This is a genomic window from Paracidobacterium acidisoli, assembly GCF_003428625.2.
Lineage (GTDB): Bacteria > Acidobacteriota > Terriglobia > Terriglobales > Acidobacteriaceae > Paracidobacterium > Paracidobacterium acidisoli.
The window spans coordinates 312,784-338,342 of the sequence record NZ_QVQT02000005.1; the positions used below are offsets into that span (position 1 = coordinate 312,784).

The window sequence follows — 25,559 nt, forward strand, 5'->3', positions numbered from 1 at the left end:
GCGCACGAATATGCCGTGCAATTTTATAAATGCAATTGGGCTCATCCCCTCTGCGATGAACAGCAGCGGAATGAGCCCCTGAATCTTCTGCTCAGTGTCTGAGCTATTTCTGCGTAAGCGCACTCCGGAAAAGACAGAGGCTCTAGTTGGAGCCCTTCTCTGCATCGAGTGCGAGATTCAGTTCAAGAACATTGACCCGCGGTTCGCCGAGAATTCCAAACTGCCGTCCCTCGATATGGGACTGCACAAGATCGCGCACCTGCGCTTCCGGTAAGTGACGAGCCGCAGCAATCTGGGGCACCTGATAATAAGCCGCTGCAGGAGAGATATCAGGGTCGAGCCCCGAGCCGGACGCCGTTACCAGGTTGATTGGAACAGGCTTTCCGGGGTTCGCTTTCTGATAAGCGGCTACATCGCCGGAAATACGATCGATGAGCTTTTGATTGGTTGGTCCGTAGTTCGACCCGCTGGATGAAGTGGCATCATATCCATTGCCCGCGGCCGAAGGACGGCTGTGAAAGTATCGTGCAGAAGTAAAACTCTGGCCGATAATCTCCGAGCCAATCACCTGGCCGTCGCGCACAATGAGCTGACCGTTCGCTTTGGAACGCATCGTGAGTTGTGCGATGACCGTGATCAGCAATGGATAGCCCACGCCGAGCAGAATCGTGGTGAAGATCGTGTAGCGAATTGCGGTATTGAGCGTGCGCATAATGTCTCCTCCAGTTGAGCTCAGGCCAGATGAAGACCAGTCAGAACCAGATCGATGAGCTTGATTCCGATAAACGGCACGACGATGCCGCCGACGCCATAGACAATAAGATTCCGCCGCAGCAGCGCCTGCGCCGACATAGGTTTATATTTCACGCCCTTAAGCGCCAGCGGAATAAGCGCAATAATAACCAGCGCATTGAAGATCACAGCGGAAAGAATGGCGGAATGCGGCCTGGCCAGATGCATGATGTTCAGCGCATTCAGGACCGGAAAAGCTCCCGCAAACATGGCCGGAATAATCGCGAAATATTTTGCGACATCGTTGGCAATCGAGAAGGTGGTGAGCGCGCCGCGCGTCATCAGAAGCTGTTTGCCAATCTCTACGATTTCAATGAGCTTGGTCGGGTTGGAGTCGAGATCGACCATATTCCCGGCCTCTCTCGCCGCCTGAGTCCCGGTATTCATGGCGACGCCCACATCTGCCTGGGCCAGGGCAGGAGCGTCATTCGTCCCATCTCCGGTCATGGCAACAAGCTTGCCTTTCGCCTGTTCCCGCTTGATCAGGTCCATCTTGTCTTTTGGTTTCGCTTCTGCAAGAAAATCATCCACTCCGGCTTCGCGGGCAATCACGGCTGCGGTAAGCGGGTTGTCGCCCGTGATCATGATGCTGCGTATGCCCATCGCGCGCAGGCGCGCCAGACGATCGCGAAGTCCACCCTTCACAATATCTTTTAGATAAACCACGCCGAGGGTGGTGCTGTTTTCCGATACCACCAGCGGAGTACCGCCGAGCCGGGCAATCTCTTCCACACGATCGAGAACGGGCCGGGGAAGATTTGAGCCCTGCTGCTCAAGAAATCGTGTAATCGCATCGGCCGAGCCTTTGCGAATCCTGGTGCCAGGCAAATCGACACCCGACATGCGGGTCTGTGCCGTAAAGGGCACAAACTCGCAGCGCATGCCCGAGACGTCCCGTCCCCGCAGATTGTATTTCTCTTTGGCGAGAACAACGATCGACCGTCCCTCTGGTGTCTCATCGGAAAGAGAAGCAAGCTGCGCCGCGTCAGCGAGCCGCTCTGCGCTTATCCCAGGTGCCGGAAAAAACTCCGTAGCCTGGCGGTTCCCCAGAGTAATCGTTCCTGTTTTATCCAGCAGCAGTGTGCTGATGTCACCGGCTGCTTCCACTGCGCGGCCGGACATGGCCAGCACGTTGTATTGCACCAGCCGGTCCATGCCCGCAATACCGATAGCAGAAAGCAGAGCCCCGATCGTTGTGGGAATAAGACACACAAGCAGCGAAACCAGCACAAAAATGGTCTGCGGTGCATGAGAGTAAATCGCGAATGGCTGCAGTGTCGCAACGGCGAGCAGAAAGACAATCGTCAGTCCGGAGAGCAGAATGCTCAGTGCGATCTCATTTGGAGTTTTCTGGCGTTGCGCTCCTTCCACCAGCGCGATCATGCGATCGAGAAAAGTCTCGCCGGGATTGGAAGTGATGCGCACTCTGATCCAGTCAGAAAGAACGCGTGTTCCTCCCGTAACAGCGGAGCGATCGCCGCCAGCCTCACGAATCACCGGAGCGGACTCGCCTGTGACCGCCGATTCATCCACCGAGGCGACGCCTTCCACCACTTCACCATCGCCTGGAATAAACTGGCCGGCCTCTACGCGAATCATGTCCCCGGCGCGAAGCTGAGAGCTCGATACGGGTTCGATAGAGCCGTCAGGACGAATACGCCATGCGATAGTCTCGCCGCGCGCCTTGCGCAGCGTATCGGCCTGTGCTTTTCCACGTCCCTCCGCAATAGCCTCGGCGAAATTGGCAAACAGCACCGTGAACCACAGCCAGAGAGTGATCTGAAGATCGAAGCTGATCGGCTGATGGCGCAGCAGCTCTTCAGCGAGCAATACAGTAGTGATGACACTGCCGACCTCAACGACGAACATGACGGGGTTCTTCATCATGAGGCGCGGGTCGAGCTTGCGAAAGGAGTCGATCACCGCGTGCCGGAGGATAACTGGATTCCAGAATGTCTGCCTGTCTGTCATAGATGTTTCTCCGTGCCTCAGGAAAACAAAATTCCGTGCTGCAGCAGCAGGTGCTCCAGAATGGGGCCAAGGCTGAGCGCCGGGAAGAAGGTCAGTGCGCCGACGATCAGAATCACGCCGGTCAGCAGGACTGTGAACAAAGCCGTATTCACAGGAAAGGTTCCAGGAGAAGGTGGCACGCTCTTCTTCATGGCAAGGTTTCCCGCGAGAGCAAGCATGGGGATCATCATGAGGAACCGGCCGGCCAGCATCGTGAATCCGAGGCTGATGTTGTACCAGTGCGTATTGGCGTTAAGCCCTGCAAAAGCCGAACCGTTGTTGCCTGCTGCTGATGTGAAGGCATACAGAATTTCACTCAGACCGTGAGGACCCTGATTGGCAAGGGAGCTCAGCCCCATCGACGGAGAAAGCAGAGAGATGGCGGCGAAGGTGAGAATCACCAGAGGGAAGATGAGAACGTACAGCATCGACATCTTCACGTCGTACGCTTCGATCTTCTTGCCCAGATATTCCGGTGTACGCCCTACCATGAGCCCGGCAATAAAGACCGACAGGATGACGAAGATCAGCATGCCGTAAAGGCCCGAGCCCACACCGCCGATAACAATCTCGCCAAGCATGATGTTGATCAGTGGAATCATGCCTCCAAGCGGCATGAAGGAATCGTGCGCGGCATTTACTGCGCCGCAGCTGGCATCGGTCGTGATGGTGGCGAAAAGAGCAGATTGAGAGATGCCGAACCGCGTCTCTTTGCCCTCCATATTGCCGCCGGACTGAAGCGCGCTGACATGCTGATCGACACCATGCAGTGCGGGGTTTGGGTGAGCCTCCGCCCAGTACGCGACGGTAAATCCGGCGATAAACAGCAGCGCCATACAGGCAAAAACCGCCCAGCCGTGCCCGGGCGATCCAGTCATGCGCCCCAGCGTTACAGTGAGTGCAGCGCCGATAAGAAAAATTAAAAACATCTCCAGAAAATTGCTGAAGGCCGTTGGGTTTTCGAAAGGATGCGCGCTGTTGGCATTAAAGAAACCGCCACCGTTGGTGCCGAGCATCTTGATCGCTTCCTGAGAAGCGACGGGCCCCTGAGCGATTGTCTGTGTCTGGTGTTCAAGAGTATGAGCGACCGTGTATCCGTGAAGGTTCTGCACCACTCCCTGGCTGACCAGAACAAGCGCGCTGGCGATGCAGATTGGAAGCAGTACGTACAGGCACGCGCGCGTGGTATCGACCCAGAAGTTGCCGATCGTCTTCGATTCGCGGCGGGCAATGCCGCGAACCAGTGCGATCGCAACTGCAATGCCGACGGCTGCGCTGAAGAAGTTGTGATACGCGAGGCCGACCATCTGCGTGAAATAGCTCATGGTCGTCTCTGGCACATACGACTGCCAGTTCGTGTTGCTCGTGAACGATGCAGCCGTGTTCCACGCAAGAACAGCTTCCACGCCCGGCAGGTGTTGCGGATTCCAGGGAAGGAAGTGCTGAAGCCGCTCGATGAAGTAAGTAAGCAGCATGGAGACAAAGCTGAAGAGAAGCATCGCCCCGGCATAATCCCGCCAATTCATCTCTTCGCTGCTGTCGATACCCGAGACGCGGTAAACAAGATTCTCGACGGGACGAAGAAAATGGATTTCTCCCGCAAAGACCCGCGCCATGTAGATGCCAAGCGGGCGCATCGCCAGAAGGAGTACCACAAAATAAATCAGGAACTGGAGCCATCCGTTCAGGGTCATGTCAGAATTTCTCCGGATACAGAAGCGCCGCTACCAGATAAGCGAGCAGTAAGACCGTAATCACCAGAATCACGAATGTTGTCAGAGCCATGGCATTACCTCAGCTTTGCGCACGCGCTCACGTAAAGCAGCGCGACCAGAAAAAACAAAATGGTGAAAGCAACTGTCAGCAGGTCCCACATAAGGCCTCCTCACCGGAATACTTGTTGAGCACTGTATCGCCACGCCGAAGTTGCAGCCGGTGTTCAGCGTCAGCGGGAGCGGGCGCAGTTATGCGACGCTGCATGGGTACGCCATGATTTGCATGAGCATGCGCCAGGATTCGTGTGGGACAGGATGGGGGGAGGAAGAGAAATGTGTGCCGAAACCTACCGGCGGAGAGACAGGGAAGCTCCATAAGACGTCCTTAGCTGCCTCTTCAGTAGAACCCCCGAGTGCTAAGTTGTCCGTAAGCGAGGCATAAAGAAGTCATAAAGACGGCACTATTCAGGAGTGCCGTCAGGCAGAAATCGATATCCTACCCAGGGCTCAGTCTGGATATATTCCTTCTGTGCATCGCCCTGAAGTTTTCGGCGAAGCTGTCCTACAAAAACGCGAAGATATTCAGGCTGTTGCGCCGAGTTCGCGCCCCACACTGCTGTGAGCATCGTGCGATGCGTGAGCACGCGGCCGGCATTGCGAACAAAAAGCAGAAGCAGATCGAACTCCTTCGGCGTCAGGTGCACGGAATGACCGGAAACAGTCACAGTATGGGCCGATGGATCCACGCGGAAATCGCCAGTCTCAATCGGAGCATCGGCAGGACGATCCGGTGCGCGGCGAAGATGCGCGCGCACGCGGGCAAGAAACTCCTGAATGCCAAAGGGTTTTGTGACGTAATCATCGGCTCCGGCGTCCAGTGCCTCTACCTTCGACTGCTCCTGATCGCGCACGGAAAGAACCAGAATCGGGGTCCGGTTTTTCTTTCGTATAGCACGGCAAATGTCGACTCCCGTCATGCCGGGCATCATCAGATCGGTGACAACCAGATCCGGATGCCACTCCTCGAAGAGACGCAGCGCTTCCTCCGGTTCATTGGCTGTTCTTACGTCATATCGCTGAGCGGAAAGCGCGGCTCGCAGCACTCGCGTGATCTGCGTTTCGTCGTCGATTACCAGAATTCGTTCCGTCATGGTGGTGCCCCGGGTAGTATCATCCCCTGTCATGGAGAAGCATACAGCACGCGTCTGGCAGGCTCTCACTCGCTATCTCATCCTGACAGCGGCATCCTGCCTTCTGGTCGCGATATTCAAGAAGCTGATTCCCGTCAACCAGACGACCGTGGCGCTCAGTTTCCTTGTACTGATCCTGATTACGGCATCGCGATGGCGTCTCGCCTATTCGGTATATCTGTCCCTGCTTTGCACGTTGCTCTATAACCTGTTTTTCCTGCCGCCGGTAGGTACACTTACCATTGCTGATCCGCAGAACTGGATCACCCTCACTGCATTTTTATGCACAAGTGCATTGGTCAGCCATCTCGCTGCAAAAGAGCATCATCAGTCTGAAATGTCAGAGGTGCGGCGGCGCGACATAGAGCTTCTGTATAAGTTCAGCCAGCAGATTCTGCTTCAGGGAGACCTCCCCGGTCTCATTCGCAGTATCCCGTCAGTCGCCGCTTCCATATTTGGCCTTCGTGCTGCTGCTTTGTATGTTAGAGGCGAAGATACAGTATTCTATTCCGATCCGCACAACGAGTTAATCCCCCTCGTTGACCTTAAGCTGGTCGCGGAAAAGAGCGAAGCGGCAGTTTCTCAGACAAACGGAATTCATCTCATTCCTCTGCTGCTCGGCATGTATCACTCGCTCGGCATACTTGCTGTAACCGATGGCGGGTTTTCATCTGAAATGTATGAAGCCATCGGTAGCCTTGTTTCCATCGCGATGGAGCGCGCGACGGCCCTCGAACGAACCAGCCGCCTTGAGGCCTCTCGTGAGAGCGAGCGTCTGCGCAGCGCGCTGCTCGATTCCGTCACTCACGATCTCCGCACCCCGCTGACAGGAATTCGTGCCGCGGCCACAACATTGCTTAGCCAGACTGATTTACCGGAACCCGAGCGCCTCGAGCTTGTTGCAGTCGTCGACGAAGAAAGCATGAGGCTCGATCGGCTGATTGGTCAGGCCATGGAGATGGCCCAGCTCGATGCAGAAACGCACAAGATCAACCCGAAGATGCAGGACGTAAAGGATCTCGTCGAGATGGCTGCGGAGGAGATGGCGCCTGTGCTCCGTGGTCACCCTGTCAAGGTTCATGTTTCAGAGAATGTGCCTGCGGTGCCGATGGATCGCGAGTTGATCTATCGAGTCCTGAGACATCTGCTGGAAAATGCTGCGAAATATTCTGCTCCAGGTTCGCCGATTATATTGCAGGCGGAGCGCGATCCATCGCGCCTCCTCGTTTCGGTCATCGACAAAGGCCATGGCATCGATCCAGAGGAGCAGCCCTTTGTCTTCGATAAATTCTTTCGCGGCAGAAAGCACCAGCCCCTCGTAAACGGTACGGGCATGGGACTCGCCATCGTCAAAGCAATTCTGGAAGCACACGGCGGAGGCATCGAACTCACAAGCACTCCAGGAGAAGGTTCGCGCTTCCGATTCTGGTTGCCTCTGCATCCTGCATGATCACGTGCTGTATCTCTGAACCTGGCAATAAAAAAGATCGGCGTGTCACAAGGAGCATGTAGCCTCACAAGACACGCCGATCTGCTGGTTGAAAGTATCGATTATTGTGCTTCCGGTGCAAGCCTCCGCTGCGTGTCCGGATGGAAGCGGGTGGGCATCGAGCCGGTGATCGAGATGGCAGCGTGTGCCTCGGCAGAGACTTCACCGAGTCCCACCGCCGTGAGCGTCACCTGATATTCACCCGCTCGCGTATAGGTGTGGGTCAGGTGCTGACCCTCTGCACTCGTCCCATCGCCAAAGTTCCAGCGATAATGCAGAACCGGATTGTCCTCGCTGGCCTCAGGCGCGTTGAAGTCGATACCGACGCCGGCCGTGCCGCTGGAAGTAGCAACGATCTCTGCGACAGGTTTCTGTTCCGGTGCAGAGGTATCAACCAGCTTCAGCAGGCGGACCGAATGAGGCGGCTGTTCGATGTGCAGCGTACCCTGCGCCTTCGTCGTTGTGGGCGACGACGCCAGGATTTCTGTCACGTCATACGCTGCATTGCCATTCAGTCCAGTCTGGGAGAGAGAAAGATCGTGCGTGCGAGATCCTTCGGTCCAGTTGAAGACAGCGAGCATGCTCTGGCGGTTGCTCTCTTTGAGAAGAAAGATGCTTGGCTGAAGATCTTCCTTCGCATACGTCATCAGGTCCACCGGTTTTGACGCGCGGCCCAGCTCCACCATATCGAGCAGATCGCGGTTCTTCAGCCAGGCAAGGCGATCGGGCGATTTGCCCAGCGTTGGCAGGTCATCGCCGATCTCAAACAGACCGCCTGAAACTGCCGACAGAGTCATAGAGACCATGGCCTCGTCCGAAGACAAAGGCTTCGTGCCGCCATGCCATGCGTGATCTTCGATAACCTGAGTGGAGACGGTGAACGCATCCGGATCTGCTACGAAATAATTGCGATTCATATAGAACCGCGCAGCAATGCCCGTGGCCGCGTCTTTACTGGATGAAAAGGAGTGGCCCGTGTCCTGCGAAATGCGGCCCATGTCCAGAATGCCTACAGGGTTCAGCATCTCGGAACCGTCTTTGTCCAGCAGCACAGAGTCGCCGACGGCATCGCGGATCGTCTGCAGACCGATGCGTTGCGCTTCGAGCGCCGTGGTATGAGGGCGGTAATAGTACCCTTCCACCGCGCTGTCTTCCATAAAGTCCATCTTGATGTAGCGAAGATTCCAGTCGCGGGTCAGCGTGCGATAGGTTTGGTGAAGATATTCCTGCGCACCCGGGTTCGTTGTATCCAGTTCGAAAATTAGATCCTTCTGCTGAGAAACCGAGCCAATGTGAATCGGGTTCCCCTGCGCATTCTTCACAAGCCAGTCCGGGTGATGGGTATACACCCATGAACGTTCGGATACCTCGAACGGCGCTGTCCAGATTCCAGGTGTCAGCCCGAGATTCGTGATCTTCCTTTCGACGGAAGCCAGCCCGTGCGGGAACAGATCGGCGTCCGGCGTGGTGTATTCGCCGCGGGCATACTGGTATCCCTCGTCGATGTGAAAGAACGTGTAGCCGTACGATTTGAGATTATCCGCGAGCCACTCTGCATTGGTAAGGGCCGCGCCTTCATTCAGTCCGAAGTAATATGCCGTCCAGCTCCACCAGCCAAGCGCCACAGGAGCTGAAACCCGGGCATGATGCAGATCGCGGATCAGGTGGCCATAAGTTTCGAGCTGCTTTACCGGATCATTGCCGAGTCCGAAGAGAAGCCGTTCAGAGTCGAGTGTTGCCCCCGGCTCTACGGGAAGGCTGAGCATGACGTGATCTTCCGGCGGTGACCGCCGCAGCGAGTTTTCATTCAGCAGTTCGGTTGTGCCCGTGTCTTCCACTTCATACGAGGCCAGTTTCTGCGGATTGTCCGGAGAAACATGCATGCGAAGAACGGTGAGGAACTTGTCCGATGTGAGAGTCCCTACGAACCAGCTGCGATGGTTTTCGAGGTTGTAGACGATCTGACTTCCCACGCCGCGATGCATGCCATGAACCGGATCGCTGAAGTCATGAATCTTCATCGCCGGGCGATCTTCGCTGAAGCTGTCGGAAAGCACACGCTCCTCTGCGTGTGAGCCGCCAAGGTTAAGCGAGTCAGCTCCCGCATCGATAGCGCGAATCGCCTGGACCACTATTTGTTTTCCGGTCGTGTTGACGACGCTTACCTGTACATCTCCAAACGGCTGGTTCTGATAAGAGCGAAGTCGAATCTGCAGATCGGGAGCGTCTGATTTGCCGGTATAGGTGAGAGTCCACTCCTCCGCCGGCCCAAGTTCGCCGGTCGAAGTGCTTTTCGCGAGCGTGTGCTTCGGATAATCCGATGCCTTCAGCCATGCTCCGTTCACCTCTGCGGCTGCACCGGCCTCCAGAATGGGATGTGCAATCTCCTCCGCAGAAATGCTGTAGCGTCCGTCTGCCTGGTTGGCTTTGATCTGCAGGTGCCCGGTCTGGCCGTTCAGCGGCAGGGTGAGCGCGGCGGCGGACAAAATGAAAGAAGTAAGCGAGGTGCGTAAACCGTGCATCGTCTGCCTTTCTCGTGGGCTCGATCGTCTTTTCCGGTAGGTAGCGGAGAAGATTATCGAGGTTTTCCTGTTATTTCGATTTCTTACTAATGGTTAGCATTTATACAGTGGCTAAAAAGATTGTCAAGAACTCTGTTTGAGGGCGAAAAGACTGAAATGGCCGTTTCTGCCGCATACTCGGCCGGTCTCTGCTCGTCTTGCAGGGAATCGAAGGCGTGGTATTTTAGTTTCGCAAGGAATTGAAACGATCGCTGGTTGTCGTGGGAGTCGATGTGACTGGAAAGCCGAAGAAACGGAATGTGGACCAGAACTCAATGCTGATCGAGGAGCGCCGTCAGCATGTGCTTACCACGATCAATCGTGACGGCCGTGTACTGGTATCTGAGCTTTCGGACGCTCTGGGAATTTCGCGCATCACCATCCGCAAGGATCTGGCATATCTCGAAGAGCGGGGTCTGCTGCAGCGCACACATGGCGGAGCACTCGCGCCGCGCAGCGGAGCACTCCTCGATCCGACGCTTACCGAAAAAGAGCAGCAGAGGCTGCAGGAGAAGCACCGTATTGCTGAAGCTGCCGTAAAACTCGTGAGCGAGGGAGCCTGCATCATCCTCGACTCGGGCAGCACCACAACGATGATTGCCCGGGCCCTGCGCAGCTTCTCGAATCTCACCGTAATTACGAATGCTGTGAACATCGCGAGCGAGCTCACCAACACTACGTTCGAAGTGATGCTGACCGGCGGCATGCTGCGGCGCAACTCCTACTCCCTGGTGGGGCCGCCCGCCGAAGACACACTGCGCGATATTCATGCCGACATTCTTTTTCTCGGCGTCGACGGCTTCGATCCGGAGATCGGAATCACCACACCAAACGTGCTCGAGTCGCGCGTGAACCGGGCCATGGTGCGTGTCTCGCGAAAGGTAGTCGCCGTATGCGACTCCACCAAATTCAGCCGCCGCAGCCTGGCGCTGATCGTGCCGCCCTCGGCTGTCCATACCGTCATTACAGACAAGGGCATTTCGCCTGCTGATCTCGAAGCTCTTCGAAGCGCCGGGATCGAAGTCATCGTGGCATAGCTCACACGCTTCCCGCCCCGGCCGCCATTTGTGCAGGTCGCGGGCTGGCTCTTCAGCATCGAGTTGGGCGCAGCCTGCAAAGACGCTTCAGCCGCACGCCGAAGAAGCGTGCGCATTCGTCGGCAGCCCTGCCGCCGCTGCTCGCAAAGGCTAATGACCCGTCGAGAGCAAACGCTCATAAAAGAACCTGCGTCGGGGAGCGTACTCAATCGTTTCACTATGAGAGACGGGCAGCGAAAGCAAGCGAAATAGAGTTTCGGCATTGCTGAAGCTCCATCGCCGGATCTGACCGAGCCTCTCCTGTCTCGTTTATCTCCCGCATTAACGATAGGAATAATGGATCGGACCTTCGCCTGCGCTGATAGTCCCGGCTTGAACGGAGTAGAAACGAAAAAATACGAAATAGCTTGACATGGGTAATAAAAGACAATAAAAAATCAAACACAAAGTAAAACGAAACAAAGACCCGCAGCAAAAAAGTCATGCAGGGCTCTTAATCACCCAACTTAGTTTCCCTGGAGGTTTCATGCGTCCGTTCCGAATGGCTCTCGCGGCTCTTTTGCTTTTTGCAGCGAATCTGCCGCTCCACGCTCAGCTCACATCGGCCACAATCACCGGGCAGATTACCGATAATTCAAAGTCGGCGATACCGGGCGCCTCCGTTGTTGTGGTCGATACCGCAACCGGTCTTACCTACAAGGCGACCTCGGACAGCCAGGGAGCCTATGTTCTGACGAACCTGACGCCGGATACCTACCGGCTGACCGTCTCCATGGCCGGCTTCCAGACCAGTACCCAGGAAAATCTGATCGTCAGGGTCGGTGATCGGGCGACGGTGGATGTGATGCTTCAGGTTGGCGCCATCACTGAAAACGTCACGGTGCAGGCTGCGGCCGCGTCAGTCGATCTGCAGTCGCCCACCGTCTCCACGGTGATCGACAACACCATGACCAAAGAGCTGCCGCTGAATGGACGCGATGTGCTGCAGCTTGCGCAGCTGGCGCCCGACTCGGGCCCAACCTCGCCTGGACCGTATAACCAGGGCGCATCGCGGCCGGACCTCAGCAACGCGTATGTCGGCATCAGCGGTGGCCGCGGCGATTCGACCGCCTTCTATCTCGACGGCGCTCTGAACGAGGATGTGCTGACGCAGATTGCGAACGTCTTCCCAAACCCCGACGCTATTCAGGAATTCAGCCTCGACACAAGCACCTTCAGCGCGAAGTTCGCCGGGCTCGGTGGTGGTGTGATGAACGTGGTCACGCGCGGCGGCGGTAACCAGATACATGGCACCGCGTTCGAATTCCTCCGGAACAGCGCGCTCAATGGCCGCAACTACTTTCAGGCCACACAGGATGGCCTGAAGCGTAACCAGTTCGGTGGAACCATCGGTGGGCCGATCCGTAAGGATCGCGCATTCGCCTTCTTCTCTTTCCAGCGCACCACCGTGCGTCAGAATCCCATCAACTCGACCACGGTTCTCACGCAGGCGCAGCGCAACGGAGACTTCTCCTCGAGCAGCAAGCAGCTGTCCAACCCGTTTACCGGAGCTAAGTATGCGGGAAATCAGATTTCGCCTTCTACTTTTGATTCGGCAGCATCGCAGATCCTTGCTCTCCTCCCGGTCGGTGCGCCCGGAAGTGGTCTCGTCTTCTATACCACTCGTCTGATACAGAACAACAACCAGTTCGTCACTCGCGTCGATGTCAACCCGACCGACAAGCTGCATCTGTATGCGAGTTACCTGTATGACCAGCTCAATCAGCCCGATCCTTCCACGCCTGGCAACATTCTGAGCGCGGGCACCTCCGCTGGCTCCGGTCCGGTATCGAGCTGGCTCAGCCAGTTTGCTGTGCTCAACTCCACCTACACCTTCACGCCGAAGCTCACGACCACAGTGGTCGGTTCCATGAGCCGCCGCAGCAACAAGGCGCTCTCCTCTCCGGGTTTTCCCGGATGGTCACAGCTGGGCGTCCAGATCCCAAGCCTCGTCACTCCGGGCTATACCGCAATGAGTCTCGGAATCTCAAACTACTTCAGCGTCTCCTGGACCGGCGTCTATCGAATCCCATCGACGGAAGGCGGCTTCTCCAACATGTGGACCTGGGTCCATGGAAGGCACACCTTCGAATTCGGAGGCGATACGCTGTGGAGCAAAGTCGTTAAGGCGCAGGATTACGAGGGCGACGGCGCATACACCTTCAGCAATTCACGTTCGGGCGATAATGCGCTGGACTTCCTGCTTGGTGCTCCGACTCAGTTCATTCAGCAGGCGTCGTTCTATGAAGTGCCGACCCGCATGTTGCCGGCGGCCTATTTTGTGGATACCTGGCAGGTCAACAACCGCCTGGTTCTCACCCTTGGAGTTCGCTGGAACCCCTTCGTTCCCGTATTCGACTCCGCATATCACCAGGAAGGCATCTTCAGCGCGAAAGCGTATGCGAACGGCACGCGCTCCACACTCTATCCCACTCTGCCTCCGGGCCTTCTGCTTGCCGGCGACCCTGGTGTACCCAGCCGTGTGATCGACACCAACTATCACCTCTTCAATCCGCGCATAGGTTTTGCGTGGGATATGTTCGGCAACAATAAAACGAGCCTGCGCGGCGGCTATGGCCTCTATCAGGACCAGATGACCGCGAACATGATCAACCTGAACTACAGCCCGTTTAACGTCAACGTCACCATCACCAATCCGGCCAGCACCGAAAACCCATACGAAGGGCAGGTGGACCCCTTCCCGATCACCAAGCCGACGCCGCAGTCCACGCCATTCCAGGTCCCTCTGGCTGCCGGACCATTCGTTCCGGATATGAAGCCCCCCACAATTCAGCAGTGGAACCTCACGCTGGAGCAGCAGTTGCCTCTCAGCACCGTCTTTCGCCTCAGCTATCAGGGATCGACGGCCTATCATCTCCTCGGCGCAATTGAAGGCAACGCCGCAGTCTATAACCCGGCCCTGACTCAGAAGCAGAACGTCTCCAATTACAATGTGCGTCGTCCAATGGGGCAGTTTTACCAGGGCCTGTCACTGAACGAAGACATCGGCACCTCCAACTACAACGCAATGGTTGCAGCCGTGCAGCGCCAGATCGGGCACGGATTTACCTTCCTCGCCGGATACCGCTGGTCCCGGTGTATGACGACTGCTGATCCCGGAGGCTTTAACTCAGACGTGTATGCCACGCCCGTCCGGTCTGCAGACTACGGACGCTGCAGCTACGACGTGCGCAATCAGTTCAAGACCTCGGCTGTGTGGCAAATGCCCCATACTCACTTTCAGTTCGCGCCGGCCAATGCCGCACTCTCCGGCTGGGAAGCGAACGGAATCCTCACGCTGCGTACCGGCGAGCCCTACACCGTGCTCTCAGGTGTAGACAATTCGACGAGCGGCATCGGCAAAGACCGTGCCGATCTGGTCGGCAATCCCACCCTGTCCACGTCGCGTTCTCATGCGCAGCTCGCTGCCGCTTTCTTCAACAAGGCTGCCTTCGCGCCGAATGCGCTGGGCACTTACGGCGATACTCCGCGCGACTTTCTGACCGGTCCTGGATACGAGGATCTGGACTTCTCCCTCAATAAGGCATTTGCCCTCCCGTTCCATAAGATGGAGGGGGAGCGCCTGCAGTTCCGGGCTGAGGCCTTTAACCTGCTTAACCGTGTCAACTTCAATAATCCGAACGCGACGATTTCATCGAAGAGCGCCGGAACCATCACCTCGGCAAATGATCCTCGCATTCTGCAGTTCGCACTGAAGTACATGTTTTAAGCATGCTCCAGACAGGGCCGGTACATTTCCTTACCGGCCCTGTCTTGCATGTAACCCTTCGGTGCATATAATTTTCAAAAAATCTGTGTGCGCTGTTCCGTGTGCCGTCAGCGATGGATTACAGGAGGATGTATGGCTGGAAGATGGTTCACCTGCGGTATGGCATTCGCCGCATTGCTCACAATCGGCTCGCCACAATCCACGCTTCTGCATGCGCAGCAGAATCAGAGCGCCCGGGGCTTTAGTGAAACCGATCTGAAGACCTTTGCTGCACTCCGCCCCATCGACAGCCATACCCATATATATGAGTACGCGCCTGAGTACGTGGCGCTGCTTGCGAAGCTTCACATGCACACTCTGGACATCATGGTGGTCTCAGACAACGCCAATCCTGAGCGGAAGGGCCTGACCAAAGAGAGTCATGATGTATTCGATCTGGTGCACAGAAGTGATGGCCGCGTATTTGCCTGCACCACCTTCGATGCCTATCGCTTTAACGACCTCGGCTTCGCGAAGAATGCAATCGCCGGCCTGGATCGCGCCTTTGAAGAAGGAGCCGTCGCGGCAAAGGTGTGGAAGAACATCGGCATGGAGATTAAGGACAGGCAGGGCAAATACATTCTCCCCGACGATCCGGCACTTGCTCCGATCTATCGTGAAATCACCGCAAAGCACAAGACGCTGATCATGCACATCGCTGATCCGGATACAGCGTGGCAGCCGCCCAACTCCAATGCGCCCGATCAGCAGTATTTCATCGAGCATCCCGAGTGGTACATGTATAAGATTCCGGGATCGCCTTCGAAGGAACAGATCCTTGAAGCCCGTGATCATGTACTGCGCGATAATCCTCATCTGAAAGTGGTTGGCGCTCATTTAGGCAGCATGGAAGGGGATTTCGACAGAATTGCCGCTGATCTCGATAAGTATCCCAACTTCGCCGTCGATATGACCGCACGCATGCCCTACATCATGAGGCTGCCGCGAGCCAAAGCCATTGCATTTTTTACGAAGTATCAGGACCGCCTCATCTACGGCACCGACGATACTTTGTATCCGGATAACGACGTTTCAAAGTTCGTGCGCGGAGCAGAAAACACCTACGCGCGCGATTGGCGCTTTCTCGCAACCGACGCGCAGTTCTCGTTCCGCGGCATTCAGTCGCAGGGACTCGCTTTGCCGGAAAGCATTCTGCGGAAGATCTATCACGACAATGCCGTGCACTGGTATACGGGGATGCAATAGCCGGCGTTCGAAAACGCATAGCCGTACCCGCATCCCTTTACTGAGACGCACAGATCCCGCAGTCTGCAGAGCGGAACATAGCAGGGCTGGACATAGAGAAATATCCCTCGCAGATTTTCCGAAGTTATCCCGGCTATATATACGGCGCCGCCTCCTGCGGCCGCATAAAAACGTGGCTTCATACGGTCCCCGCGAGCGTAAGAAAAAGGGGAGGGAGCGTTTTATTTCGTTTTCCCGATCTCGCCGCATTCCCGCCTTGCAACGAAAAGATTCAAAAGGTATTAGGTTCGCCTGATTCTGGCCAATGCGAGGCGCCCTCTGGTCCGGATAAATTCCGGTACCGGAGGTATGATTCGCTGTGAAAGCCTTTTCATTATTGCTCAGAAAGGGCCCATCCATAAGTCGGCAACCGGTCCGGTTTCTGAAAAATTTCCCATTTGAAAAGAAATTTGCAGATATTCCATTGACAGAGTTGCTGTCGATCTTTACTTTGCTTTCATTACGTTTTCTATCCATTAAGAACCTTTAGAAAAATCGGAAATTTTCAGGCGCTGGCATTTGCGCGTGTATGGGTTCACCTCACCGTTCATCAGCGCCGCTATTGCAGTTTCTATATCCGAATTGTGGGGGACTGTGTAATGAAGAAGCTCGCGCTTATTGCGTTAGGGCTGTTTGCTCCGTTTGCCATCGCGGCATTTGGACAAACAACCAATGCCACGTTGTCGGGCACCGTTCTCGATCCTCAGGGAGCGGTGATTCCAAACGCATCCGTCGTAGCCACACAAATTGACACGGGCCAGGACCACAAAGCTCAGAGCTCCTCAGATGGTCAGTACATCATCTCGAATTTGCCTATTGGCAGATATCGATTGAGCGCCGAGGCGCCGGGCTTTAAAAAGCTTCTTATTCCATCGATCGTGCTGCAGGTAAATCAGTTGGCCGAGGTCGATCTGAAGCTTGCTGTCGGCGCTGCCACTGAGCAGGTCACCGTAACAGAAGAAGCGCCGCTGATCAGCACCGAAGATTCATCGATCGGTCAGGTCGTACAGCAGCAATCGATTGAAAGCACGCCACTCAACGGCCGCAACTTCTGGCAGTTGATCGCACTGGTCCCCGGGGCCAGCTACACGCCCGGCGGCCAGGGAACGGCGACTGGTGGAAGCTCGCTTCGCGCCTCTGTCGTCAATGTCCAGATCAATGGCACCGGCTCGATCTGGAATGGCTGGCGAATGGACGGCTCCGACATTACGGAGTACGAACAGGGCGGCACGAATATTCAGCCGAATGTGGATGCTCTCTCCGAGTTCAAAGTCTTTTCAGCAAACATGCCGGCGGAGTACGGTCAGTCGCCTGACGTAGTCAGCGTGACCATGAAAAGCGGCACGAACAGCCTGCATGGCACGGTTTACGAATTTCTCCGCAACGACATCATCGACGCGCACAACTACTTCGCCACAACGTCAAAGAATGTTCTGAAGCGCAATCAGTTCGGCGGCACGCTCGGCGGGCCTATCCGCAAAAACAAGCTCTTCTACTTCCTCGATCTTGAGGAATCCCGTCAGCTGCAGGGCATCACCTTCTCCGATATCGTTCCCACGGATGCTGAGCGCACCGGCGACTTCAGCGGAAGCACGAAGACCATCAGGAATCCATTCACGGGAACGCCCTTCGCCGGCAACATGATTCCGCACGACATGATATCCAGCCAGGCGCAATTCTTCCTGCCGTTCATGCCGACCACCAGCCAGGCGACATTCAATGCCAATCAGGTGCTGAACATCACAAAGGGCGACATAAAGGTCGACGCTGTATTGACCGGCTCCGATCACCTTCTTGCGCGCTATTCCATCGCCGACAATCACGAGACAGATCCCAACCAGTTTCCCGCGCTCAAGACGCAGGACCTCACCAGCAGAGCTCAGAACTTTGCCTTCAATGAAACACATACCTTCGGGAGCCGCTGGCTGAACGAAGCGACGGCAAGTTACTACCGCGACTACTTCGTCTTCGGTCCCATCCTCGGAGGAACGAACTATACACAGGAAGCCGGAATCGCCGGTTTTCAGGAAACGGAACTAAGCCCCAGCTTCCCTTACATCTCGTTATCCGGTTACTCGTCTTTCAATGGTTCCGGGACCGGCAACTTCCCCAAATCAAATCGAATCCGTACCTGGCAGTATGGCGACACGCTCAGCTACACGAGCGGGAAAAATGATATCCGCTTTGGCGGTCAGATGTGGGTGCAGCGGCATAGCTTTTACAACGGGCAATACCAGGAAGGCCAGTTCGGATTCTCGACCCAATTCACCGGAGATGCCTTCGCAGACTACCTGCTGGGATTGCCCGCCACTGTGGGGCGCGCCTATCCGTTAACGCTATTTGGAAATCGCGCCATTCAGTGGGCCGCATTTTTTCAGGACAATTATCGCGTCAACAGTCGGCTGACATTGAACCTTGGTTTCCGCTGGGAATACAACCCCTTCTACCGGGGCATCAACTCGCAGACATCCGCATTCGAGCCGTCGACAAGGACAGGTTTTAATCCCAACTCGAACGGAAAGATCATCATCCCTACAGACAAGTCGGGACACCTGCTCGATCCAACAGCGCAGCCGGTAACCTCGCAGCTCATTCCACTCTTCACCGATCGGTTCGATGGAACAGGTCCGCTGCATCTGCCCGAATCCATTAGAAAGACCGGCCCAGGTTTATATGTTCCACGCCTCGGCTTTGCCTTCCGGCCAATGAACGATGAAAAGACCGTCATTCGCGGCGCATTCGGAATGTATCCGGTCTTCCTCGACACCAATATGGCTCTTCAGTGGGCCAAGGTTCCGCCCATCACCAGCCAGCAGTCTCTCAACAATCCCGTTCCGGCTCCCGTCTTCGTCAATTCACCGGCGACAGGCGAATTCTTCTGGTCGAATCCCTTCCAGTTTGTCGGATCATCCCTAGTTGCTCCGAACCCGAATCCTGGACAGCCCTGCACAGGTTCAAGCTGGCCCGGCGGTGTAGGCCCCATGCTGCTCAGCTGTGTACAACCGGCAATCTCTTCCGCATCCGCCGAGATGAACCACACCATGATGTATCAGTACAGTCTCGCGGTACAAAGACAGTTATTCAAAGAAGCGTCGATGACCATCGCCTATACGGGCAACAGGACAAGCCACAATCAGTTGATCGATACGCCGGAGAACGTTCCGGAGCCCGGTCCTGGCAACATTCAAAGCCGCAGACCCTTCCCGCAGTGGGGAGTCGCGTCCATCGGCACAACTATGGGTATCGCGAACTACAACGCACTGCAGGCCACATTTGAAAAGCGGTTGAGCTCCGGCGTCTATGCGCTTGTCTCCTATGCGTGGAGCAAATGCCTCGATAACGGATCGGTGGAAAGCTCGCCGCCTTCGCTCGAGCTGCTGCACCGCAACTACGGACCCTGCAGCTACGACATCGCCAGCAACCTGACCGTCAGCTCCGTCTATCAGTTGCCCCTCGGAAAAGGTCACTTCCTGCTGGGCGACTCCGGCCGGGTCATGAATGCCATTGTTAGTGGCTGGGAGTTTGCCGGAGTGCTGACCGATCACACCGGCCAGCCCTTCACTCCCACGCTTTCAAGCGATGTGGCAAACACCGGCATCTCCGGAGAGTGGCCTAACAGAATTGGCAGCGGAAAGCTCTCTCATCCCACGCGCACTCGCTGGTTCGATACTTCCGCGTTTACAATTCCTGCCCAGTACACCTATGGCGATTCAGGACGCGACATTCTGCGTGCCGATGGACTTGTGGATGTGGATGCGACGCTGAAGAAAACCTTCGGGCTTGGTGAATCTCAGGACCGCAAGCTTGAGTTTCGGTTTGAGAGCTTCAATGTCGCAAACCATCCGACATTTTCAACTCCAAACGCTACGATCGGATCTTCGTCTGCCGGAAAAGTCACCGGTACGCTCAATGCCAACCGTATCTTCCAGGTTGCCGGAAAGTTCTACTTCTAAGGCTCAGACCTGAACTATGAGATGACGCTGACAGGATAAAAAGCAAAACCCCTGCCGGTACGGAATAACAGTGACAGCGCTTCAACAACCGAAAGGAAAATGTCGAGATGGATCGCAGGGAATTTATGCAGGGTGCGGGCGCCGCAGCGTTAGGACTGATGCCGGCGGCGCGAGCGGTGGCCGCAGCAACAACGCCTGATCCAATGGTCGGAATTCAGGTGGGAGCCGTATCGTTCGTGGATGAAGGTGTCGAGAAATGTCTTGACATCTTCCAGCAGGATGGCGCCGTCAACACGCTCTTCGTCGCTACGTTCACTTACGGCCGCGGTATCGCCGGCCGTCAGGTGCCCGGCCAGCCTCTGCCTGACCATGGCAAGCAGCAGTACGACACCGCTACCTTCCATGGTGGCTGCTTCACTGACCTCAATCCAAAGTACTTCGCCAACTCTCCTCTGAAGGTGAGCGACTTCCGCGCTCCTGACTTCGGAAACTATGACGTTTTGAAGGAAGTAATCCCCGCGGCGAAGAAGCGCGGCATGAAAACTATCTGCTGGTTTGAAGATGTGTTCCGCCGAGACATCCCCAACATCGACCAGTTCCAGGAGAAAGAGCTCTCCGGCGCGAACGCTCAGACGCTTTGCTTCAACAATCCCAACTACCATAACTGGCTGCTGGGCATGGTTGAAAACTGGGGTCATTCCTATGACGTCGATGGAATCATGTGGGGCTCGGAGCGTCAGGGAGCCTTCGCTAATGTGATTGAAGCAACCCACGACGAGGCCAGCTCGCCGCTGCGTGCAACCTGCTTCTGCCAGTACTGCCGTGCAAAGGCGAAGGAGCGCGGCATCGATCCCGAACGCGCCCACAAAGGCTTTATGGAGCTGGTGAAGTACGTCGACGCAAGCCGAAAAGGGCAGCGCCCCACCGATGGCCATTTCGTCACGCTCTGGCGTTTCATGCTCTACTATCCGGAGCTTCTTGCATGGGAGATGTTATGGACCCAGAGTCTGCGCGACACCTATGCCGCCATTTATGCAAAAGTAAAAGAAGTCCGGCCATCCCTTCAGATAGGCTGGCATATCTGGCATAACAACTCATTTAATCCGATTTATCGCGCTGAGCAGGATCTTCAGGCAATCGCTCCTCACTCTGACTTCCTGAAAATCGTCATGTATAACAACTGCGGCGGCGAGCGCATGGCCGAGTACATCGATAACGTCCACAGCACCATCTACGGCGATGTGCCGGAGGAAGAACTCCTTCAGTTCCACTACCGCGTCCTGAACTATCAGGAAAAGGGCCTCGCTGAAATTCCTTTAACGGGTCTCTCTTCCGACTATGTTTACCGCGAAGCGAAGCGCGCGCACGAAGGACTCAAAGGCACAAACACTCGCCTCTGGCCTGGCATCGACATCGATATTCCGACCGCCAAAGGTCACAGCACCTGCACGCCGCAGGGCGTTCACGATGCCGTATTGGCAGCTCTGCACGGAGGCGCAGACGGCGTGCTGCTCTCTCGCAAGTACTCCGAGATGAAGCTCGCCGATCTCAAAGGCGCCGGCGACGCCATTCGGCAATTCAGAAAAGCCTGACTCCCGTATCCAAAAATCCTCAGCAGGCCAAAGATGTGCAGATGCACTTTGGCCTGTTTTTTGTTCTATAGCGGCCGTCTGCCGCAGGGAAATAGAGAGCTCTTCCTGCTGCCCGTGCAATACAACTCGGGAAAGTTGGTAGTCTTCCGGTCTTGAGCGATCATGGCTTTGAGGGAGCCAACTTGATCTTTCGAACCATGCGGAGAGCGGCAATCGCCTCCGGGCCTACCATCGTGGCCGGCAGCCTTATTGCCGGCAATGTCGGACTCCTGATCCGTCATGGCTTCCATCCAAATCTGGAAACAGTGGTGGGACTCCTGTGGATCGCATCCGACTACGCGCTGCGTCAGAAGCCGCGTCATCCAGTGGCGGCGCCGCGTCTCAATGCTGCCGGCGTTATCCTTGGAAGCATTCTTCTGTCGGCAAGCGGCATCCACGCTCACTCCATAGACTGGTACCGGGTGCGCACGCCTCTTGGTTACATCCCTGCCGTAGCGATCATCGGACTCCAGAAGGAATTACGCGAGGCAGGAGCCACACTGTCCTCATCGCCGCGCCTGCTTCGAAGGCTGCTCAGCGGAATCCTCGCGCATCCTTACACCGCCGCCGCCGTCGTCAACGGCTACGGCGTTCTGGAACTCGCGCGCAGCGCGCAGGGGGCACATGACAAAGGTCTGCTGGGCATCAGCATCGCCTACGCACTGGCGACCCTGGCGCTTCCGCTGCTCGACTTCGACAACGAGCCTCTTCCGGTCTCGCTGCCTGCACGCGTATCCCTGTGAAGATGTCGACAATGCGGGCAGGCCACCTGTAAACGGCCAGACTGGCTCTCATCTTATGATCTTAATTCAGTTTTCTTCACCGATCACTCGGTTGAGCGCAGCATCTCCCAAAGATCGGATTACCAGGAGCGCCGACTGCAGCGTGTCCCTGCCCACTTCGTTTTCAAACTCTCGCTGAACTTTGTCTAAGGCGCCTATTACTCGGATCGCCGTCTTCCTCCCCGGCGGCCTGAGCGCGAGATGGTATGCCCTTGCATCCTCCGGATCGATTTTTCGCTGAACCAGACCTTTTGCCTCCAGCGAAGAGATGCAGTGGCTTACATTCCCCCTCGTGGTCCCGAACGTTTCAGCAAGTTGAGAGGGTTTGACGACCGCCGGCGATTCAAAAAAAAGTGTTGCAAGGATCAACGCCTCAAGAAAGTTCAAGCCATCCGCATCGAGTATCCGCGCCGTAAGCGCATCGAAACGGCGGGCTGCAAGGCCAACGCAAAACATTGGGCTCTGTTTCAGAAAGGTTTCAATTCGCATAGACATTTGATTGAAACAATAAATTATCTACGATAATACAAAACCATGCTTGAAAGTTCTTTCCCCGAGCCACAAGCTCTGGGAGAGGTATCTGTGACTCCGCTTCTTGAACGCGCTCTCGAGCTCTACCATCTCCCGCTCTTCGACTTGATCGATCAGGCCCACCAGGTACATCGGCAGTTCCATCACTCCGCAGATATTCAGCGGTGCGTGCTGCTCTCCATTAAAACCGGCGGCTGCCCGGAGGACTGCGGCTATTGCTCACAATCGGCTCACCACGATGCCAATGTGCCGCGTCAATCTCTCCTCGCGCTTGAGGAAGTGCGAGCGGCGGCGCTACGCGCGAAGGAGCGTGGAGCAACTCGCTTCTGCATGGGGGCCGCATGGAGAAGCCCCCCAAATGGTGAGCCCTTCGAGCGAGTGCTGAACATGGTTCGGGAAGTCAGGGCAATCGGTCTTGAAGCGTGCGCAACGCTCGGGATGCTGAATCAGGAGCAGGCCGACAGCCTGAAGGAAGCAGGTCTCGATGCATACAACCACAACCTGGACACAAGCCGCGAGTTCTATGGGCAGATCATCACGACTCGAACGTATGACGATCGCCTCCGCACCATTGCAGCGGTGCGCAAAGCTGGGATCGCCGTTTGTTGCGGAGGCATTCTCGGGCTGGGGGAAAGCGAGCTTGATCGCTGCCGTCTTCTCGCTGAGCTCGCTTCGATGCAACCGCAACCGGAATCGGTCCCGATCAATCTTTTAGTTCCGATTGAAGGAACGCCCCTTGCGTCTGCTGATCCCGTGAAGAGCACGGATCTGATACGAGTCATCGCCGTAGCGTGCATTCTCATGCCGCAGTCGCGGGTGCGCCTTTCCGCCGGTCGTCATTTCCTCAATCGTGAAGCGCAGCTGCTCGCATTCTTTGCCGGAGCGAGATCAATCTTTATTGGAGACAAGCTTCTAACGACGGCCAACGTTGCAGAGGACGACGACGCATGTCTCCTTGCCGAGGTGAGCGCCTGATGCACCCGCGACTTCTCTTTGTCATCGTTTTTCTGGCAGCTTCCGCTGGCGCGCAACAAAAGCCCACATTGCCGTCCGTCAACACAACCGTTGTTGTTCTCGGCAGCCCCGTCCCTGTCTCCGAACAGGATTCCGCTCGGGCGGTGGTGAGTCTGGATACGCAGCGCGCCCCCCTCGCGTTTCATCAGATTGAAGACTACCTGCGCACCGATTCATCTGTGGACATCCAGCAGCGCGGTGGCGGTGGAATCATGGCTGATATATCCGTGCGAGGCGCATCCTTTGAACAGACGCTCGTGCTGGTCGATGGCCTCCGCATGGACGACTCCGAAACGGCTCATTTCAACATGGATCTGCCGATCCCTCTCTTAGCCATCGAGCGCCTTGATGTGCTGCATGGCGACGGTTCAACGTTATACGGCTCCGATGCCATCGGCGGTGTCGTCGACCTCAGCACCGTTAAGCCTGCGGATACAGATATTCGTCTCAGGACGGGAGCCGGCAGCTTCGGCGAAAACGAGCAGGCTGCGATTGGCTCCATCACGAGAAAGAAGTGGAGCGATGTACTCGCTGGAGATCGCGAGCTCTCGACAGGTTTCATGACCGACCGTGATTATCGAACCGAAAACGCCAGCAATGAATTCCGCTTTGCCTCCCTGCTTGGTCATAGCGACTTGCTCTTCGCTGGAGATGACCGAGCCTACGGTGCCAATCAGTTTTACGGACCCTATGAGTCGTGGGAAAGAACCAAAGGGTGGTTTGCCGCCCTAACCCAGCAACTCAACTCCAGCACGCAGCTCGCAGCGGCATACCGCAGGCATTCCGACATCTATCTGCTGGAGCGGGACCAGCCCGAGGGATATAAAAACCAACACATCGATGACGGATTTGAAGGAGCGATTCGCGATCAGCGCACACTTGTCAGGAATCTGACACTCTCGACCGGCCTCGAAGAAGATACCGATCAAATCGTCAGTACCAACCTCGGACAACACGGCAGAAACCGGGGAGCAGGCTATGCGGCAGCTGAGTGGCTGGAATCGTCGCGCGGCTCAATCTCACTGGGGGCACGCGAAGAGATTTTCAGCGGTGGCCGCTCCGTGTTCAGTCCAATGATCTCCGCTACGCGGTGGCTTTCCAGAAGCACCACGCTTCACGCCTCCGTCGGTCACGGATTTCGCATTCCCACATTCCTCGATCTTTACTACAGCGATCCGTCAACCCTCGGGAATCCAAATCTCAGGCCGGAATCGGCCTGGAACTTCGACGCCGGTGCCAGCTGGTTTCCGGCAGCTCGGGTGGCCGCGACCATTACCGCTTTCTATGCGCGGCAGCACGACACCATCGACTACACGCGCGCCTCTGTTGCCGACCCGTGGCAGGCCAGCAATCTGCCTGGTGTGCGGTTCACCGGTGTTGAGGCATCCGTCACATGGCAGCTCAGCTCAACTGAGCGTCTCGCCGCAGGCTGGACCAATCTTGTTGGAGCTCAAAGCGCCCTGCACGGCCTGCAGTCCGAGTACGTCTTCAATTACCCCGTTAACAACGGCCGTATGGACTGGATGCAGCAGCTCTCACGACAGGTGGTGCTGGATACGCGCCTTGGGGTCGTTCAGCGCTTCGAGAAGAGTCCCTATGCCGTCTGGGACGTCTCGGTCGCGCGTCAGCTGGGCCGGGTGCGGCCCTATCTTCAGATGACCAATCTCGCGAATACGGGATACGAAGAAATCGTGAACGTGCGTATGCCTCCGCGGGGATTCGTCGGTGGACTCGAAATCATGCTTGGCGGGTTCTGAGAGATATTGCAGAAGCAAACGACATCGAAGCAGAGCAAAAAACA

The 25,559-nt window shown here is 56.2% G+C and carries 16 protein-coding genes; 9 read left to right on the plus strand and 7 right to left on the minus strand.

Annotation, left to right across the window (positions count from 1 at the left end):
- Positions 1 to 142: 142 nt before the first annotated feature.
- The 5 genes from kdpC to D0Y96_RS15260 all read right to left on the minus strand — a co-directional run bounded on the left by kdpC (position 143) and on the right by D0Y96_RS15260 (position 5,668).
- A complete protein-coding gene (gene kdpC / locus D0Y96_RS15240) occupies positions 143 to 712 on the minus strand; it encodes a potassium-transporting ATPase subunit KdpC (protein WP_252263821.1) in 570 nt (189 codons plus the stop codon).
- A gap of 20 nt (positions 713 to 732) precedes the next feature.
- A complete protein-coding gene (kdpB, locus tag D0Y96_RS15245; RefSeq protein WP_117301566.1) occupies positions 733 to 2,763 on the minus strand; it encodes a potassium-transporting ATPase subunit KdpB in 2,031 nt (676 codons plus the stop codon).
- 17 nt (positions 2,764 to 2,780) lie between these two features.
- On the minus strand, positions 2,781 to 4,496 hold the full coding sequence (gene kdpA / locus D0Y96_RS15250) for a potassium-transporting ATPase subunit KdpA (RefSeq protein ID WP_117301568.1): 1,716 nt from the start codon (positions 4,494 to 4,496) through the stop codon (positions 2,781 to 2,783).
- Position 4,497: 1 nt separating this feature from the next.
- Complete coding sequence (gene kdpF, locus D0Y96_RS15255) at positions 4,498 to 4,587, minus strand: K(+)-transporting ATPase subunit F (RefSeq protein ID WP_117301570.1); 90 nt, start codon at positions 4,585 to 4,587, stop codon at positions 4,498 to 4,500.
- Between the two features lie 391 nt (positions 4,588 to 4,978).
- Positions 4,979 to 5,668, minus strand: coding sequence for a response regulator transcription factor (locus D0Y96_RS15260; protein WP_117301573.1), 690 nt, complete (start codon positions 5,666 to 5,668; stop codon positions 4,979 to 4,981).
- Positions 5,669 to 5,699: 31 nt separating this feature from the next.
- Here D0Y96_RS15260 and D0Y96_RS15265 point away from each other — a divergent pair, with 31 nt between their 5' ends.
- Complete coding sequence (locus tag D0Y96_RS15265; protein ID WP_158562424.1) at positions 5,700 to 7,157, plus strand: ATP-binding protein; 1,458 nt, start codon at positions 5,700 to 5,702, stop codon at positions 7,155 to 7,157.
- A gap of 101 nt (positions 7,158 to 7,258) precedes the next feature.
- Here D0Y96_RS15265 and D0Y96_RS15270 read toward each other — a convergent pair whose 3' ends face one another.
- Complete coding sequence (locus tag D0Y96_RS15270) at positions 7,259 to 9,718, minus strand: PKD domain-containing protein (protein ID WP_117301579.1); 2,460 nt, start codon at positions 9,716 to 9,718, stop codon at positions 7,259 to 7,261.
- 299 nt (positions 9,719 to 10,017) lie between these two features.
- Between D0Y96_RS15270 and agaR the strand changes: the two genes are divergently transcribed.
- From agaR to D0Y96_RS15300, 6 genes are all read left to right on the plus strand, one after another.
- Positions 10,018 to 10,794, plus strand: coding sequence for a transcriptional repressor AgaR (gene agaR, locus D0Y96_RS15275; RefSeq protein WP_350449090.1), 777 nt, complete (start codon positions 10,018 to 10,020; stop codon positions 10,792 to 10,794).
- 526 nt (positions 10,795 to 11,320) lie between these two features.
- Positions 11,321 to 14,563 carry a TonB-dependent receptor gene (locus tag D0Y96_RS15280; protein WP_117301581.1) on the plus strand — a complete coding sequence of 1,081 codons (3,243 nt, stop codon included), beginning with the start codon at positions 11,321 to 11,323 and terminating at the stop codon, positions 14,561 to 14,563.
- 132 nt (positions 14,564 to 14,695) lie between these two features.
- The gene (locus D0Y96_RS15285; RefSeq protein WP_252263822.1) at positions 14,696 to 15,808 is read left to right on the plus strand and encodes an amidohydrolase family protein; all 1,113 of its coding nucleotides are present in this window, start codon (positions 14,696 to 14,698) and stop codon (positions 15,806 to 15,808) included.
- A 638-nt stretch (positions 15,809 to 16,446) separates the two neighbouring features.
- On the plus strand, positions 16,447 to 19,800 hold the full coding sequence (locus D0Y96_RS15290) for a TonB-dependent receptor (protein ID WP_117301586.1): 3,354 nt from the start codon (positions 16,447 to 16,449) through the stop codon (positions 19,798 to 19,800).
- Positions 19,801 to 19,907: 107 nt separating this feature from the next.
- Positions 19,908 to 21,392, plus strand: a complete 1,485-nt coding sequence (locus D0Y96_RS15295) for a hypothetical protein (protein WP_117301588.1) — start codon at positions 19,908 to 19,910, stop codon at positions 21,390 to 21,392.
- 182 nt (positions 21,393 to 21,574) lie between these two features.
- Positions 21,575 to 22,174, plus strand: coding sequence for a hypothetical protein (locus D0Y96_RS15300; RefSeq protein WP_147325090.1), 600 nt, complete (start codon positions 21,575 to 21,577; stop codon positions 22,172 to 22,174).
- 66 nt (positions 22,175 to 22,240) lie between these two features.
- On the opposite strand, the gene D0Y96_RS15305 is transcribed toward D0Y96_RS15300, so the two are convergent.
- Positions 22,241 to 22,702, minus strand: coding sequence for a MarR family winged helix-turn-helix transcriptional regulator (locus D0Y96_RS15305; protein ID WP_117301592.1), 462 nt, complete (start codon positions 22,700 to 22,702; stop codon positions 22,241 to 22,243).
- A gap of 45 nt (positions 22,703 to 22,747) precedes the next feature.
- Between D0Y96_RS15305 and bioB the strand changes: the two genes are divergently transcribed.
- Both bioB and D0Y96_RS15315 read left to right on the plus strand, forming a co-directional pair.
- Positions 22,748 to 23,719, plus strand: coding sequence for a biotin synthase BioB (gene bioB, locus D0Y96_RS15310; protein ID WP_117301594.1), 972 nt, complete (start codon positions 22,748 to 22,750; stop codon positions 23,717 to 23,719).
- On the plus strand, positions 23,719 to 25,515 hold the full coding sequence (locus D0Y96_RS15315) for a TonB-dependent receptor plug domain-containing protein (RefSeq protein WP_117301597.1): 1,797 nt from the start codon (positions 23,719 to 23,721) through the stop codon (positions 25,513 to 25,515). Before bioB ends, D0Y96_RS15315 begins: the two co-directional genes overlap by 1 nt.
- Positions 25,516 to 25,559 lie beyond the last annotated feature (44 nt).

What these genes read in the sequence shown, in the direction of transcription:
- D0Y96_RS15285 (WP_252263822.1), top strand. Translation starts at nt 14,696, where the DNA reads ATGGCTGGAAGATGGTTCACCTGCGGTATGGCATTCGCCGCATTGCTC.
- D0Y96_RS15260 (WP_117301573.1), bottom strand. Translation starts at nt 5,668, where the DNA reads ATGACGGAACGAATTCTGGTAATCGACGACGAAACGCAGATCACGCGA.
- kdpB (WP_117301566.1), bottom strand. Translation starts at nt 2,763, where the DNA reads ATGACAGACAGGCAGACATTCTGGAATCCAGTTATCCTCCGGCACGCG.
- D0Y96_RS15315 (WP_117301597.1), top strand. Translation starts at nt 23,719, where the DNA reads ATGCACCCGCGACTTCTCTTTGTCATCGTTTTTCTGGCAGCTTCCGCT.
- kdpC (WP_252263821.1), bottom strand. Translation starts at nt 712, where the DNA reads ATGCGCACGCTCAATACCGCAATTCGCTACACGATCTTCACCACGATT.
- D0Y96_RS15280 (WP_117301581.1), top strand. Translation starts at nt 11,321, where the DNA reads ATGCGTCCGTTCCGAATGGCTCTCGCGGCTCTTTTGCTTTTTGCAGCG.
- D0Y96_RS15295 (WP_117301588.1), top strand. Translation starts at nt 19,908, where the DNA reads ATGGATCGCAGGGAATTTATGCAGGGTGCGGGCGCCGCAGCGTTAGGA.
- bioB (WP_117301594.1), top strand. Translation starts at nt 22,748, where the DNA reads ATGCTTGAAAGTTCTTTCCCCGAGCCACAAGCTCTGGGAGAGGTATCT.
- D0Y96_RS15265 (WP_158562424.1), top strand. Translation starts at nt 5,700, where the DNA reads ATGGAGAAGCATACAGCACGCGTCTGGCAGGCTCTCACTCGCTATCTC.
- D0Y96_RS15290 (WP_117301586.1), top strand. Translation starts at nt 16,447, where the DNA reads ATGAAGAAGCTCGCGCTTATTGCGTTAGGGCTGTTTGCTCCGTTTGCC.
- D0Y96_RS15270 (WP_117301579.1), bottom strand. Translation starts at nt 9,718, where the DNA reads ATGCACGGTTTACGCACCTCGCTTACTTCTTTCATTTTGTCCGCCGCC.
- kdpA (WP_117301568.1), bottom strand. Translation starts at nt 4,496, where the DNA reads ATGACCCTGAACGGATGGCTCCAGTTCCTGATTTATTTTGTGGTACTC.
- kdpF (WP_117301570.1), bottom strand. Translation starts at nt 4,587, where the DNA reads ATGGCTCTGACAACATTCGTGATTCTGGTGATTACGGTCTTACTGCTC.
- D0Y96_RS15305 (WP_117301592.1), bottom strand. Translation starts at nt 22,702, where the DNA reads ATGCGAATTGAAACCTTTCTGAAACAGAGCCCAATGTTTTGCGTTGGC.